This window comes from Enterobacter cloacae complex sp. 418I7 (assembly GCF_050030705.1).
GTDB classification, from domain to species: domain Bacteria; phylum Pseudomonadota; class Gammaproteobacteria; order Enterobacterales; family Enterobacteriaceae; genus Enterobacter; species Enterobacter intestinihominis.
On record NZ_JBLGUU010000001.1, the window covers coordinates 4,004,881 to 4,018,736 of the forward strand.

At 49.9% G+C, this 13,856-nt stretch carries 12 protein-coding genes and 2 pseudogenes; 9 read left to right on the forward strand and 5 right to left on the reverse strand.

All coding sequences use genetic code 11. The features are described from left to right. Window positions 1-9 precede the first annotated feature (9 nt). Window positions 10-810: pseudogene (tdcB, locus tag ACQG0S_RS19245) on the reverse strand (bifunctional threonine ammonia-lyase/L-serine ammonia-lyase TdcB); the annotation flags it as partial. Window positions 811-1,138: 328 nt separating this feature from the next. Between tdcB and ACQG0S_RS19250 the strand changes: the two are divergent. Both ACQG0S_RS19250 and ACQG0S_RS19255 read left to right on the forward strand, forming a co-directional pair. Continuing rightward, window positions 1,139-2,125, forward strand: a complete 987-nt coding sequence (locus ACQG0S_RS19250; protein ID WP_000211823.1) for a hypothetical protein — start codon at window positions 1,139-1,141, stop codon at window positions 2,123-2,125. Further along, window positions 2,122-3,882, forward strand: coding sequence for an ATP-dependent helicase (locus tag ACQG0S_RS19255; protein ID WP_031942310.1), 1,761 nt, complete (start codon window positions 2,122-2,124; stop codon window positions 3,880-3,882). The genes ACQG0S_RS19250 and ACQG0S_RS19255 overlap by 4 nt, the downstream gene beginning before the upstream one ends. A 181-nt stretch (window positions 3,883-4,063) precedes the next feature. Here the strand turns inward: ACQG0S_RS19255 and ACQG0S_RS19260 are convergent, their stop codons facing one another. From ACQG0S_RS19260 to ACQG0S_RS19270, 3 genes and pseudogenes are all read right to left on the reverse strand, one after another. Then, the gene (locus tag ACQG0S_RS19260; RefSeq protein ID WP_000427623.1) at window positions 4,064-5,068 is read right to left on the reverse strand and encodes an IS110-like element IS4321 family transposase; all 1,005 of its coding nucleotides are present in this window, start codon (window positions 5,066-5,068) and stop codon (window positions 4,064-4,066) included. A gap of 99 nt (window positions 5,069-5,167) precedes the next feature. Beyond that, window positions 5,168-5,481, reverse strand: a pseudogene (locus ACQG0S_RS19265) (Tn3 family transposase); the annotation flags it as partial. A 26-nt stretch (window positions 5,482-5,507) separates the two neighbouring features. Then, window positions 5,508-6,260, reverse strand: a complete 753-nt coding sequence (locus ACQG0S_RS19270) for an alpha/beta hydrolase family protein (RefSeq protein WP_004729622.1) — start codon at window positions 6,258-6,260, stop codon at window positions 5,508-5,510. A gap of 240 nt (window positions 6,261-6,500) precedes the next feature. Here ACQG0S_RS19270 and ACQG0S_RS19275 point away from each other — a divergent pair, with 240 nt between their 5' ends. Both ACQG0S_RS19275 and ACQG0S_RS19280 read left to right on the forward strand, forming a co-directional pair. After that, window positions 6,501-7,370: a DMT family transporter gene (locus tag ACQG0S_RS19275; RefSeq protein ID WP_001567390.1), complete on the forward strand. Its 870-nt coding sequence runs from the start codon at window positions 6,501-6,503 to the stop codon at window positions 7,368-7,370. Window positions 7,371-7,503: 133 nt separating this feature from the next. Beyond that, window positions 7,504-8,469, forward strand: a complete 966-nt coding sequence (locus ACQG0S_RS19280; RefSeq protein WP_021242982.1) for a MalY/PatB family protein — start codon at window positions 7,504-7,506, stop codon at window positions 8,467-8,469. A 194-nt stretch (window positions 8,470-8,663) separates the two neighbouring features. Here ACQG0S_RS19280 and ACQG0S_RS19285 read toward each other — a convergent pair whose 3' ends face one another. Then, window positions 8,664-9,314, reverse strand: coding sequence for a TetR/AcrR family transcriptional regulator (locus tag ACQG0S_RS19285; protein WP_223168447.1), 651 nt, complete (start codon window positions 9,312-9,314; stop codon window positions 8,664-8,666). A 110-nt stretch (window positions 9,315-9,424) separates the two neighbouring features. Between ACQG0S_RS19285 and ACQG0S_RS19290 the strand changes: the two genes are divergently transcribed. The 5 genes from ACQG0S_RS19290 (at window position 9,425) to ACQG0S_RS19310 (ending at window position 13,762) form a co-directional block, all read left to right on the forward strand. Further along, window positions 9,425-9,691, forward strand: coding sequence for a DUF1471 domain-containing protein (locus ACQG0S_RS19290; protein WP_021242983.1), 267 nt, complete (start codon window positions 9,425-9,427; stop codon window positions 9,689-9,691). Between the two features lie 92 nt (window positions 9,692-9,783). Then, window positions 9,784-10,260 (forward strand): DM13 domain-containing protein, encoded by a 477-nt coding sequence (locus ACQG0S_RS19295; protein ID WP_001567386.1) that lies wholly within the window; start codon window positions 9,784-9,786, stop codon window positions 10,258-10,260. A 338-nt stretch (window positions 10,261-10,598) separates the two neighbouring features. Further along, complete coding sequence (locus tag ACQG0S_RS19300; RefSeq protein ID WP_021242984.1) at window positions 10,599-11,159, forward strand: recombinase family protein; 561 nt, start codon at window positions 10,599-10,601, stop codon at window positions 11,157-11,159. Next, window positions 11,143-12,804, forward strand: a complete 1,662-nt coding sequence (locus ACQG0S_RS19305; RefSeq protein WP_033488203.1) for an IS481 family transposase — start codon at window positions 11,143-11,145, stop codon at window positions 12,802-12,804. Before ACQG0S_RS19300 ends, ACQG0S_RS19305 begins: the two co-directional genes overlap by 17 nt. Beyond that, window positions 12,737-13,762 carry an ExeA family protein gene (locus tag ACQG0S_RS19310; protein WP_370375586.1) on the forward strand — a complete coding sequence of 342 codons (1,026 nt, stop codon included), beginning with the start codon at window positions 12,737-12,739 and terminating at the stop codon, window positions 13,760-13,762. The genes ACQG0S_RS19305 and ACQG0S_RS19310 overlap by 68 nt, the downstream gene beginning before the upstream one ends. The last annotated feature ends 94 nt before the right edge of the window (window positions 13,763-13,856 follow it).

A 13,856-nucleotide genomic window follows, 5' to 3' on the forward strand; every position in this document is an offset into this window, starting at 1 on the left:
AGGTCACCTTTATGCGTCAACGAAGCCGGTAATTTGGGAAACACGGGAGAGATCAATATTGCCACCGGAAATAATGCAGACGGTTTTACGGCCCTGAATATAGTGGTCCAGCTTGCCGCTTAATAACGCCGCGCACGCCAGCGCGCCAGCACCTTCCGTAACCACTTTATTTCGCTGAATAAGCGCGATCATGCTGTTGCGAATCTCGTCTTCGCTGACCAGCACAATGTCGTCAACCAGTTCACGAACGATTTCGAAGGTTAAATTACCCGGGCGAGACACGTCGCAGCCGTCCGCTAATGTGCCGGTAATGCGGTGGTTCGTTATTTCACCGGTCTGATACGACGCCGCCATTCCGTGCACGTTTTCAGACTGCACGCCGATAATATTGATAGTTGGGTTGATGGATTTAATTGCTGTCGCAATACCGGCAATTAAACCACCACCGCCGATGGGAACAATCACGTTATCCACGTCGTATAAATCTTCGAGGATTTCCAGGCCGATGGTGCCCTGACCGGCGATCACTTTCGGATCGTCGTAAGGCGGAATAAATATGCGCCCTTCCATCTCGACGATTTCGCTCACTTTGGCGATAGTGTCGTTAAAGTTCTCGCCATGCAGCACAACTTCGGCGGAGTAGTCGCGCGTGGCGGCCACCTTGGATTTCGGCGCGCCCATAGGCATTACCACTTTGCCGTCGATGCCGAGCATGGCGCAGGAGAGCGACACCCCCTGCGCGTGGTTCCCTGCGGAACAGGCAACCACGCCCTTGCGTTTTTCCGCATCGGTCAGCGAGCTTAATTTATTGGCTATTTGCAAACTAAGGTTGGAATTCCATCATTCTAGCCTTAGATCTTTGATCAAGTGAAGTTGCTCACTTGGTTGGATTTTACCGTTTCCTGACGGCTTTTCAGAAGCGAGGGCTGGTTGGAATGCCTTCCAGCTAGAAGTCTTGCAGATGCTCTCCGGGCATTAACTCATTGTCGAATCTGCACCAGTATCACTAGGTTGTTGAGCGGGCGATTAGCTTTTTCACTGAGCCGCTGTACACTCGACTGCTTCAAGAAGCACTACTTACCATTTGCCTGCCGTAAGGTCTGTTCTTAGCTGGATTTTTTTGGGAGGATACGCAGTCATGACAACTCAATCCAGCTCAATACAATACGCTTACGCGCTAGACGGCGAGGGCACCCTCACGCACATTGGCGCTGCCCTGCGCTCACATACTTACACCTGCCCAGGTTGTAAGAGCCCCCTGACCCCGGTAATGGGCGAGTTCAACGCTAAGCACTTTCGCCATTCGGAAGAATGCTGTGCCCTTGAAACCTATCTTCACAAGTGCGGCAAAGAAGCATTCTTCTATCGCTACCAACAAGCTCTCAGCCGTGAAATGCCTATTAGCCTTGAGCTGGAGCGCCGGGTTGCCTGTAATGGTTCTCGTTTAGCCTTGGTTAGAGACGAAGCACGTCAGTGCGTAAAATCCGTGCCTGCACGCTACAACTTGACTCAATTTTTCGATCAGGCAGAGCTGGAAAAACACGATAAGGTCACAGGGCTGCGACCAGACGTGATGTTGTATGATACGACTGGCGAAAGGCGTTGCTACGTAGAGATTTGTGTCACACACCCCTGCTCTCAAGACAAGATCGAAGCCGGTATCCCGATTCTTGAGTTTAAGGTCCAATCTGCCTCTGATATTCAGATGTTGCTTACCGGGGCCTACTCGATCAAGGAGAAGATCCTGAGAGTATTCAACTGGCTTCCCCCGTTTCAATCTGTGGACACCTGTAGCGGCGTCTGCTCAGTAGGTAACGTGGATATGTCTGTCTGGAGTTTAAGTGGTTCCGGCCGACTCAACGAACAAACGATGCCGCTCGCTGAAGTGGATTTAACAATCAATTCTGACGTGAACACATGGCCTAGATCGTTAGGGGCCGCTGAGCTGGCTGATAACTTACGAGCTTTTATCCGTCACGCCGATCCTCATTCACTATTTCCCAACTGCATTATGTGCGAGCAAGCAGGCCGATGGGAGGATGGCTATCTGCAATGTCACAGTAAGGCAAAGATCGTTCCCTACACCGAGGCCCGTCAGTGCGCCAATTACAAGGTTAAGGCATGACCAAAAGACTGACTTGGGAGCAGAAAAGTATTGTCAGCCATGACACCGGACATGCGTTGGTAAAAGCCGTACCTGGTAGCGGGAAAACAACCACACTTGTAAAGCGCGTTGAGCGGCTGGTCAAGACGGGAACTGATCCTCGCTCCATTCTGATCCTGATGTACAACAAGTCGGCGCAGGTGAGCTTCACGGAGAACTTGAAGACGGCACTGATGTCGAGCGTGATTCCAGAAATCCGCACGTTCCACAGCTTGGCCTTAAAGATTGTTGGTTACGGAGAACGCCAACAGATAATCAAGAAGAAAGACCTCATTACTCCAAGCGACTACCGCTATGAGCAACTGGTAAAGCAAGCCTACCGCTATGGCTTTGACCATGAGGCGAATTATATTGACCCCAATGAAATTGAAAACTTCGAGCTGTTTATTGCTCGCTGCCGGGCGGCGGCCGTAACTCCTGTTGATGCTGCCAATGATCCAACGTTCAGCAACATCAAACGGGAGTTTATTCACGCCTATGGCCGCTATTGTGAGCTGCTGGAGGAAAACAGTCTGCGAACCTTTGATGACTGTTTGATTGAGGCTGTCGCACTGTTGCGTAATGACAGCAGCCTTGGTGCCCACTTCAAGCACATCATTGTTGATGAATATCAGGACGTTAACCTGATACAGCATGACATGACCCGCTTGCTATCTAAGTCGGATACGTCGGTTATGGCTGTTGGTGATGTTAACCAGTGTATTTATGAGTGGCGTGGTGCTCGACCAGACTTTATCGGCGGACTGTTTGAAAGGCACTACCCGAATACGAAGGTGTTTCAACTGTCATGCACGTTCAGATTTGGCCATGAGCTTTCCTTGATGGCTAACTCGGTAATTCGGCGCAACTCTACAAAGCTGACCAAGCTTTGTGTCAGTCATCCTAGCACCCCCAAAACAGAGGTCAGATTGCACTTTGATAACTGCCTATCCAAGGTGCTATCAAACCTCTCGGTGAGCAGTGGAACACAAGCCATATTGTCCCGCACTAAGGCGAACCTTGCTGAGGCGGAAATTGCTTTACGCCTGTGTGGGCTACCTTATCGCTACCTCAATGGTTCAAGCGCATTACACACCCGCACCGAAATCGGGATACTGGTAGTTGGCGTCTTGCTGTCTGTGTACGGCGATCTGCGGCTACTGGAAAACCATCCCAACAAACAAGCGATTGTTTACGGCTTTCTGAAGGAGGCTGGTTTTAGATGGCAGAAAGGGCAATTCAAAGCGGCGCTCAGTGGATTGATGGCTCCGCACGCCGACCTATGGTCTGCTCTAGGTCAGTTATTCGAGGGCGCACAATACCAAAAAGATCGGCTGGGCAGGCTCGCCACTATCTGCCAGAAAGACGGAGAGGAAACGCCTGCTATCGATGTGTTACGACGCCTGAGTATGGAGGGTTTCATTGATAGTGTTGGCTCTGAGGGTGTAACTCGCACTGGATCGAACGACCAGCAACGAGGGGTCGTGAGGATCGGGGAGCTACTTGACTCCAGTAAGATCGATTCCCGCACGTTTTTAAACCTTATCTTGAATCCAGGCGAGGCTGCTACTGACTGCGATCCCTTCATCCTTTCCACACTGCATGGTTCCAAGGGGCTGGAGTGGGATAACGTAATACTGATCGGGGTCGTCTCAGAAAACGGAATCTATGGTCACTCCCGTTTTTGCAACACCGATTTTGACGACAAGTTGGCTTGCTTGAATCTATCCGGCGTCTGAATGGGATTTTATTCCCGCGCCTTGATGAGTTCCGCGCCTGATGAACCTCCAGAAAATATACGGCTTCAATGAGCCTTTCCGTTTTACAGGTTCCTCAACAGGCCGGTGGGCCGTTAGTATCATCAATATCAGTATTCGCAAAACCAGATCAGTAATTCTTTAAACCGGTGTATTTCTGCCGTTATGCTACATAAGTTTGCTGTCGTGCCGTTAGGGCCCAGGCTATTCTGGCCAGCTTGTTTGCCAGAGCACAAGTGACGACAAAGTTGCTTTTCCGGCACAGTAAATCCCTGACCCAATCGGCCAATTTGCCAGACTGGTGTTCCAGTTTTTGTATGAATACCCTGGCACATTGAACCAACAAAGTTCGGATCTTTTTATTACCTCGCTTACTAATTCCCAGCAATGTCGTCCTACCTCCCGTGCTGTACTGCCGAGGTACAAGCCCTGTTGCCGCCGCAAAGTCACGGCTGCTGGCGTACTGCTTCCCGTCGCCAATCTCAGTTGAAATAGTACTCGCTGTCAGTGTTCCGACGCAGGGAATGCTCAGCAAGCGCTGTCCAACCTCATCTTCGTCCAACTTTCGTTTCAACTGGGATTCCAAATCTTTAATCTGCTCAACAAGATAGTGATAATGCTGTTGTAATTTCAGCAATAACTGGCTGAGGTAAAGAGGCAAACTATTATCCTCAAGAATGGTACTCAGTCGGCTAATAACGGCAGCTCCTCGGGGAACGCTAATGCCAAATTCCAGCAGAAAAGCATGCATTTGATTGGTTGTTTTTACCTTATCCTGAACCAGGGATTCACGGACACGATGCAGAGCCCGCATTGCCTGCTGAGATTCCGTTCTGGGCTGCACAAAACGCATAGACGGACGCGATGCAGCTTCACAAATAGCTTCGGCGTCGACAAAGTCGTTTTTATTGCTTTTAACGAACGGGCGGACAAATTGTGGTGATATCAGCTTTGGGGAATGCCCCAACTCTTCCAACTTGCGTGCCATAAAGTGAGAACCGCCACAGGCTTCCATTGCGATGGTTGTAGCGGGGCATGTCGCCAAAAATTCGATCAACTTTGGCCGGGTAAATTTTTTACGGTAAACAGCCTTCCCGCGACGATCCTGGCAATGAATATGGAAAGAGTTTTTACCCAGATCGATACCAATGAGCGCAATGTTTTCCATGATAGTTCTCCGAATGAAAGCCTGTCCTCAGCATAGTACCGGGAAGGAGGGAGTGACCATCTCATTAATTATCCCACGCTAAGACTATATTTTGTACAGCAGTGGAGAAGGATGAGAGACCAGCAGTTCATTAACAGGGACTCCTTTTTGCTTAAGCGGCTCAATGGTTCTTTCTATATAAACCGTATTCCAGAGTGTTATCGCCGCCGTATGTAGTGTCAGCGCCGGTGGCGTGGTAACGCTGATCCTCCCACCCCCAGATCCCTGATTTCATTCAGCCGGTGCATGAAGGATGCTCGCCCAAGGGCCTCACCCTTATTCAGCCCCGCCTGTATGCATCGGCCTAAGCCTTTATCGCAAAATCAGTCCAGCATAAACAGCGTCCGATCTCTGCAGAAAATCGCCCTCTGCGCTACGAGTTTGAACGCATTTACTCTGTTTATAGGTAACATTCGCTCCACGATATAATGATATCGGCAACGTATTCAGCATCCTGAGCATGAGTCAGAAGGTGATCCGCCTTACCCAACGAAATGAAACTCTTGGGATGCTTTGCTGCTTTGAATATTTTTTCGGCCTGCTCAATTAACACAGTATCATCTTCAGTCGCATGAAAAATAAGCAGAGGCTTGTTCATGGCGAACACCTTATGAGCGATTTTGTGTTCCTGAATATTGTCCAGCATCTGTTTCTTTAAGGTAAATACCCGCCCGGCCAGCTCAACGGGATAGGCTCCATGCTGGTTAATGTTTTCAACATCATCCTTAAAAAGACGTTTTACGTGTGTCAGTTCTCCGGGTGATCCTATGGTGACAACGGCCTTTGCCTCAGGAACTTCGCCGGCAATAGACAGAATGGCCGATCCCCCCAGGCTATGGCCGATGAGCAAAGAAGGCGCTTCGTACTGTCGGCGGAGATAATCTACCGCGCAAAGCAGGTCCGAAATATTGGATGAGAAGTTGGTGTTGGAAAAATCCCCTTCGCTGTTTCCCAGACCAGTAAAATCAAACCGGAGAACGGCGATAGCATTCTCTGTCAGTTTCCGCGCAATACGCGCCGCGCCTTTGAGGTCTTTGCCACACGTAAAACAATGAGCTAACAGCGCAAACGCTTTAGGATTTTCAGGAAGTTCAAGCAATCCGGCCAGTTCTTCACCAGCCGCATTTTTGAACGTAAATTTTAGTTTTTTCATAGGATATTCCAGGTCTTAAACTGATTTCATATGTTTGATCGCAGGGAAAAATAATCTTCTGCTCTGCATCTGGCATTACGCGTTTTCCTTCCTCTACTGGGGATGTGAAACAGAATTCATTCCGAATGCCTGTCCTCACCTTCCAGTTTGAAAGCTGATTATTGCTTCCTGTTCGGTGATCACTTACGCTATGCTACCAACTAGATGGTAGTTTACAAGAATTTTATGAGGTCTCACTGAATGGCCAATTGCGCGCTCATTCTTAAAATATCCCTGGCAATGCTGGCGTTTGCTGCAAACTCTATTCTGTGCCGTCTGGCCCTGCAGGGAGGCCACATTGATCCCCTTTCATTCAGCAGCCTCAGGCTGGCCAGTGGTGCACTCGTCCTGTCACCTTTCTTGTTTTATCACGCAAAAACTACATTATCGCTGTGGCGTCCGCTGAGCGGATTTTACCTCATGGTGTACGCAGTGCTCTTCTCTGTCGCCTATATCCATCTCGATACCGGGGCAGGTGCGCTGTTACTTTTTGGTGCCGTACAGTTTGCGATGGTGATCCACGGATTATTTAAAGGGGAATCACTCTCCGTTATGCGGGCTTGCGGTTTAGTTATTGCTCTGGCAGGAATTGCTGCCCTGCTGTTACCCGGGGCGAAGGCACCGCCGCTTTACAGTGCACTTATGATGATCGTTGCCGGATTAGCCTGGGCCGCCTATTCCGTCAGGGGGAGGGCGGGCCAGGCGGCCGGGGCTTCAACGGCGGCAAATTTTGTACTCGCCACGCCGATGGCTCTCGCTCTTTCGTTGCTGTTTATGAAGCAGGGTCACTATGATGCTGCGGGCATTGCTTTGTCATTGCTGTCCGGTGCCGCCGCCTCAGCCGGTGCATATGTATTGTGGTATACCCTTTTACCCTCTCTCGGCTCTATCACCGCCAGTACCCTTCAGCTCAGCGTTCCCTGTCTGGCAATGCTAGGGGGTGTGGTATTCCTGGATGAATCACTGACGGTCAGAACGATATTTTCTGCCCTGGCGGTGCTGACTGGCATTGTGATGGTGACACGCGAGAAATCCCCCCGTCAGTCGATGACAAAGGCGAGAGAACCTTAATAACGCAATTAATTCATGCAGTTGTGATGATTCTCTTATGTTAATCACACGAGCCAGTTTTCCCGCTCCGGCATCAGACTGACAGTAATACTGAGGTCGACGTTTCTGACTACACCTAAGGCAGGTTTATGAAATGAAATATGATTTTGATGAGTACGTAAGCAGAGAGAAAACAGACAGTCTCACCGTGGACGGCTGGCGGGAATACCTGTTTTCGGGACAGTCCGAATTTGCAATGCGGTATCCGGCAGAAGGGCTAATCAACCTCTGGGTTGCTGACATGGCTTTTGCCACACCAGAGCCGATTCTTCAGGCCATCAGAGACCGTCTGGATAGAAAAATACTCGGCTACACTAAAATCTACGACGAAGAATACTATGAGATCTTTGGCAGCTGGTGTGAGCGACAATATGGTCACCGTTTCAAAACGGAAGACATTGTGCTGTCTCCGGGCATTATTCCCGCGCTGAACCGTCTCGTCCCGCTTCTGACCGACATGGATGACAGTATTCTTATTATGACGCCTTCATATGGCCCGTTTAAAAAGGCGGGTGAATACAGTCAGCGTCGCGTGGTGTACTCGGCGTTAAAAAAATCAGCAGGCGGCTGGGAACCTGACTGGGAAGACTTTGCACGCAAAGCCAGTCAGGCCGATTTACGTGTGAAAATTCTTTTCCTGTGTAATCCGCATAACCCGACCGGACGAGTCTGGCGGCCTGATGAACTTAAGCGGATTATTGAAATTTGCCTGGCCAATGACATCTGGGTGATATCTGACGAAATTCACTGCGACCTGTCCCGAAGCGGTATCGGTCATACACCGGCCGCCTCTCTTTTCCCTGATTCTACACGCATTATTACCTGCATGTCCTCGAGTAAAACATTCAATCTGGCCGGGAATTTGTTGGCAAATATCATTATTCCGGATCCCGGTGTCAGAAGCGAGTGGCGTCTCAGACACGACGAGTTCATCTCTCCACTGAGCCTGGCAGCAAACAAAGCGGCGTGGAGTGAATGTGATGACTGGCTTGTCCATCTGAGGGAATATATTGACGGCAATTTCCAGTACCTGCACGACTATCTCAAAAGCTATTTGTAACGGCTCGCAATCGAAATCCTTCGGGCTCGCAATCAGCGCAATTTTCGGCTCAGATTAAGTGACAATGAAAATCCTCACAGGCTCACATTAAGTGATAATGAGCTCGCGTTTATCTTTTCCGGCTCGCCATTCATTGCCTCGGGCTCACAATAAATGCAAATGAAAATTCTCCCATTGCGTCACCAGTAGATAATTTATTGCTTCTTATGCTGGCGAAACAGGGCTGTCAAGACCCTTTCAATCATCTCTTTCACCACCTCAGATTTCGGACGCTCCAGCGCCGTCAACGCCAACCCTTTTTCCAGTGTGATAATAAAACAGGCAAACGCTTCAGGAGCAAGGTAAGCAGGCAGCTCTCCACATTGCTGCGCCTCTCGCGCTTCGTTTTCCAGCCACTGGGTAAATGCCTGCCTTTCATCGCGTAATTGTGCGGCAAGGCCTCCTTCATCAATCTGGAAAGCCAGTGCGGAAAAGGTCATGGCGCACCCCAACGGTTTACCGTCACAACTGAACAACGTAAAGGCGTCATGAAGAAAATGACGCATCCGTTGTTCGAAAGTTTGTGTTTGATCCTGCAGACACTGTTCCAGCCCCCCCAACCAGTGCTGGCGGTAATACATAAGCGCCGCCGCATACATCCCCTCTTTGTTACCGAAGGCCAGATACAGCGATGGAGGTTTCATTCCGGTTACATGGGTCAGGTCTGCTATCGAGGTTGAGGCATATCCCTTTTGCGCAAAAACCTGAAATAACGCCTCCGCCAGCTTATCTGATGAGATGAGTTTTGGCCTGCCAGTTTTTTTCTTTTCAATCATGGAGATAGCCTTATCTTTTAACTTAATCATTATGTTCATAGTATCATGTTTTATAGTTATCGCTAAAAAACAATTGCATCACTGAAATATTTACCTTATATTTTTTATTGATCACTACAAAATACGAACGGGATAGGCGTATGAGAAAGTTCATTATTGCTGCAATATTGAGTCTGAGCATCCTGCCCGTGCTGGCACAGGCATCAACCGAAATCAACAATTCTCACCAGTGCGAATTGCTTCGCCTTGGGAGCATCAGTGTTTCAGGTGGCACGATTGATGAGTTGACTAGCAAGCTTGCAGCAAAAGCAGAAAAATCAGGCGCCGATTATTTCCGCATCACTTATTTAAATACCAATGCCCATGGATATGCCACTGCAACGCTATACGACAATGCAGGCGCTTAGCTGCAACATAAATTTGACAAGTTAATCTGTTACATAAGGGATGTGTGGCTACAGAACCCTTATGGCTTTTTACATACGCAAAGGAAAATATTATGAAAACAAACATTAAAGCGCTGTTTTTTGCTTCGCACCTGGCTTTATTTGGCGTGGGTTTCGGTGTCGGTATCTATGTACTGCCTATCCTCACCGCTGAGAAAAACTCCAGTGCTGATGAAATTAAGGAAGTTAAAAATAATGCCCGCTACACGGGGGCATTTTTTAAAAACCAAAAAGGGAGTAATGCTGTTCATTGGGTTGATGGAAAGCTGTATGTCTCCGATCAAGAAATCGCATTTGAAGGTAGCATTGCTCCAGGTCCGGATTACAAGATCTATCTGACCAAAACCCAGGCTGATGATCGTAATTCATTTTTAAAAATAAAAGAAGAATCATTATATATAGGTGATTTGAAAAACTACGGCAACTTCAAAAAGAACCTGCCAAATGGTGTCAATATTGATGAATACACCACTGTGCAAATCTGGTGCGAAAAATTCGAGCAATTTATTGGTTCAGCCCAATACAGGTAGTGGGGTAAAACACGGGTTACTGGAGTTATTTTCGCAAACAGATCATGACGCTCTCTGTGTGACTGGCGCAATGATCACCGGATACGCTCGCAATTAAGGCTATCGGACCTTAAGACTCTGTCAAAATAGATAAACTGGAATATCCATTTACCCATATGGGGTCGTCTGGCGTACTGCAATTCAGTCAGCAAATCTCATGGAGTAAAATCGTATTTTATGGGTGCACCCAAAGCATACAGTTTGGTGAGACAGTTTTTCTGTCTCATTTGGATTGTTTTTGTCTCATCTGCATGTTACGTTTTCCTCATCTAGAGTCTAACGAGACATTTTTCATAACAATGGCTTTTTACGGTTATGCCCGGGTTTCAACCAACGACCAGGATCTGGATTTGCAAATACAGACGCTTCGCGCCGCTGGCTGCGAAATCATCCGTTCAGAAAAAGCGAGCGGGACCAGCCGCGATGGACGAACTGAGCTGCAACTGTTGCTGGATTTTCTGCGTAAGGGAGACACGCTGATTGTCACGCGAGTCGATCGCCTGGCCCGTAGCATTAAAGATTTGCAGGATATCGTGTATGCCCTGAATCAGCAGGGCATTACCCTCAAGGCAACAGAACAACCTGTGGATACGCGCACCGCAGCAGGTAAGGCGTTTCTGGATATGCTGGGTGTCTTCGCTGAGTTTGAAACCAACCTGCGCCGTGAACGCCAGTTGGAAGGTATCGCTGCCGCAAAAGCCCGCGGGGTTTATCAGGGGCGCAAACCGCGCATCGATCCTGTTGAGGTCCGTCGGTTGTACGTTGAAGAGAAAATGGGCGCAACGGCGATTTCTCGCCAACTGGGGATCGGTCGAGCCTCGGTCTATCGTGTGCTGGACCGCGATGAGCAGCCGGCGTAAGGCCATTCCAACCGATTCTTTGTTGCAACTGCGACAACGGCTTGACCGTCTGCCACCAAAAAGTCCGGAACGCGCGGCCCAGATCACCGCGATGGCGCTACTCTATTGCATTTCCGTCACCACCGTCTATCGTACACTCCGTGCCTTCCAGAAACCTCACATTGCACACCGGCGTGATCACGGGAAACCCCGGATACTGCCGCCGTCCGAACTCGAATATTATTGTGAACTGATCGCTGCATTGAAATTACGTACCACCAATAAAGCCGGTCGTCATCTGTCCACGACGCGTGCCATTCAGTTGCTCGAAGAACATGGTGTGGAAACGACTCAGGGGCTGGTTAAACTTCCAAAGGGGTTGTTGCGCAGGCCAACGGTTAACCGCTATTTGTCCCTGTTCCGACTCGATCACTCACGTCTGTTACGGGAGCCACCGGCAGCGCGGTTCCAGGCTGAGTGCAGTAATGACTGCTGGCAGTTCGATATGTCGCCCTCTGATCTCAAATATATCGAATGTCCTGAGTGGATTGATCCGGCCCGTGGACAACCTACCCTGATGTTATTCAGCGTGGTGGACGATCGCAGCGGGGTTAATTACCAGGAATACCGCTGTGTGTATGGCGAAGATGCGGAGTCTGCCTTGCGTTTTCTGTTTAATGCCATGGCGCCTAAAAGTCATCCGGAGATGTCTCTCCAGGGGCGACCGAAAATGCTGTACCTCGATAATGGCCCGGTGGCGAAAAGCCATGTCTTCCAGAATGTGATGCAGGCGCTGCAGATTGACTGGCAGACACATATGCCGGCAGGCAAGGATGGCACCCGCACCACAGCCCGGTCAAAAGGCAAGGTTGAGCGCCCGTTCCGTTCCGTCAAAGAAGCCCACGAAACGCTGTATCATTTTCATAAGCCGGAGACTGAACAGCAGGCGAATGAATGGCTCTGGAACTACCTGATACGCTATAACGCACAACGACATCGCAGCGAAAAGCATTCCCGTGAGGAAGATTGGCTGATGCATTTGCCACCAAAGGGAGTGCAGGACATGTGCACCTGGGAACAGTACTGTCGCTTTGCCCGGGAGCCGGAGTCTCGCAAGGTGGGTATCGATGCCCGCATAACGATTGACGGGACAGCTTACGAAGTCGAACCCGACATGGCGGGTGAAACTGTTATCCTGCTGTGGGGCCTCTTTGATGACGAAATGTTCGTGGAGTTTGACGGTGAAAAGTGGGGGCCTTATTTTCCTGTTTCCGGCCCGATACCTCTGCACCGCTATCGGGCATTCAAACGCGGAAAAGCAGCGGTGCGGGCAGACCGTATCCAGTCATTGGCTCGGCAACTGAACTTACCTATCAGCGCCCTGTCCGGTTGTGACCTCAAACTGGTGGCCGATAGCGTTCAGAGCACGCGGGTGTTGCCACATCAACCCTTCGAGTCCACAGCGTTTGAATACTGTTTTCCTACCCCGGTGGCAGCGAAGCTGGCTATTGCGGCTGATCTGGCCACACCGCTGGCGAAATTATCGGATGAAGACAAGGCGTTTATCGACCAAGTACTGACAGACACGCTGATCCGCAGTGAGGTATTTGCCCGGGTCAGGGAGTATTTCCGCAACACCCAATCAGGAGAGGATCATGCGGGTTGAGGTAATGGAACATTATGGACTGGCGCAACCAATCGATCAGGCCGGTTACTATGAGACGGCTCACCATAAGCAGCTTATCAAGGATATCCGCGGTGCTATCCACGAAGGCCGGTTAATTGCCGTTTGTGGTGTGGTTGGCAGCGGCAAGACAGTCACTCTGCGGCGTTTGCAGCAGCGTCTCAGGGAGGAAAATAAAATTACCGTAGCTCGCTCCCTGTCGATTGAAAAGCACAATATTAAACTGGCCACGCTCATCAACGCGCTCTTTTACGATTTGACGCAGGATAAACAGGTTCAGATCCCCAAACAGGGCGAACGACGCGAGCGTGAGTTACAGGAACTGGTCAAAAAAGGAAAGCGGCCAGTGGCATTGTTTGTTGATGAAGCGCATGACCTGAACGGGCATACACTGATCGGACTCAAAAGGCTGATGGAAGTTGTGGAGGACGGTGGCGGCCGGCTGTCGGTTGTTCTGGCCGGTCACCCCAAACTGCGCAATGACCTGCGACGCCCGACTATGGAGGAGATCGGTTATCGCACGGATATCTTTACGCTGGATGGGATCACCGGTAGCCAACGGGAATATATTCAGTGGCTACTGAAAACCAGTATGGGGAAAGGCAAGCCGGAAGACATTCTGACCGCCGACGCCCTCGACCTGCTGGCGATGAAACTACGTACCCCACTTCAGGTTCAACTACATCTGACGCTGGCCCTGGAGGCCGGTTATCAGACGGGAGAAAAGCCGATAACCGCCGCCCTGGTTGAATCGGTACTTTCCCGCCAGCTTGACGATTTGGAGCCGACATTAACGCGTCATGGTTATCGACTGAAAGACATGGTGGAGCAGTTTGATGCCAAACCGGCAGAAATCAGGGCCATGTTCAACCATCAGCTCGACCCTGCTCGAACAGCAGAACTGCGGGACAGGATGCTGGCGGTGGGGCTCCCGATATGACGAATTTCATTTGCAGTTATTGTGAGCCGAAGGAAATGGAATGCGAGCCGAAAAAGATAAACGCGAGCTCATTGTCACTTAATGTGAGCCCGGG

Coding starts and splice junctions, on each gene's coding strand:
- ACQG0S_RS19275 (WP_001567390.1), top strand. CDS start 6,501: ATGGCCAATTGCGCGCTCATTCTTAAAATATCCCTGGCAATGCTGGCG.
- ACQG0S_RS19280 (WP_021242982.1), top strand. CDS start 7,504: ATGAAATATGATTTTGATGAGTACGTAAGCAGAGAGAAAACAGACAGT.
- ACQG0S_RS19295 (WP_001567386.1), top strand. CDS start 9,784: ATGAAAACAAACATTAAAGCGCTGTTTTTTGCTTCGCACCTGGCTTTA.
- ACQG0S_RS19250 (WP_000211823.1), top strand. CDS start 1,139: ATGACAACTCAATCCAGCTCAATACAATACGCTTACGCGCTAGACGGC.
- ACQG0S_RS19300 (WP_021242984.1), top strand. CDS start 10,599: ATGGCTTTTTACGGTTATGCCCGGGTTTCAACCAACGACCAGGATCTG.
- ACQG0S_RS19270 (WP_004729622.1), bottom strand. CDS start 6,260: ATGAAAAAACTAAAATTTACGTTCAAAAATGCGGCTGGTGAAGAACTG.
- ACQG0S_RS19260 (WP_000427623.1), bottom strand. CDS start 5,068: ATGGAAAACATTGCGCTCATTGGTATCGATCTGGGTAAAAACTCTTTC.
- ACQG0S_RS19305 (WP_033488203.1), top strand. CDS start 11,143: ATGAGCAGCCGGCGTAAGGCCATTCCAACCGATTCTTTGTTGCAACTG.
- ACQG0S_RS19285 (WP_223168447.1), bottom strand. CDS start 9,314: ATGATTAAGTTAAAAGATAAGGCTATCTCCATGATTGAAAAGAAAAAA.
- ACQG0S_RS19255 (WP_031942310.1), top strand. CDS start 2,122: ATGACCAAAAGACTGACTTGGGAGCAGAAAAGTATTGTCAGCCATGAC.
- ACQG0S_RS19290 (WP_021242983.1), top strand. CDS start 9,425: ATGAGAAAGTTCATTATTGCTGCAATATTGAGTCTGAGCATCCTGCCC.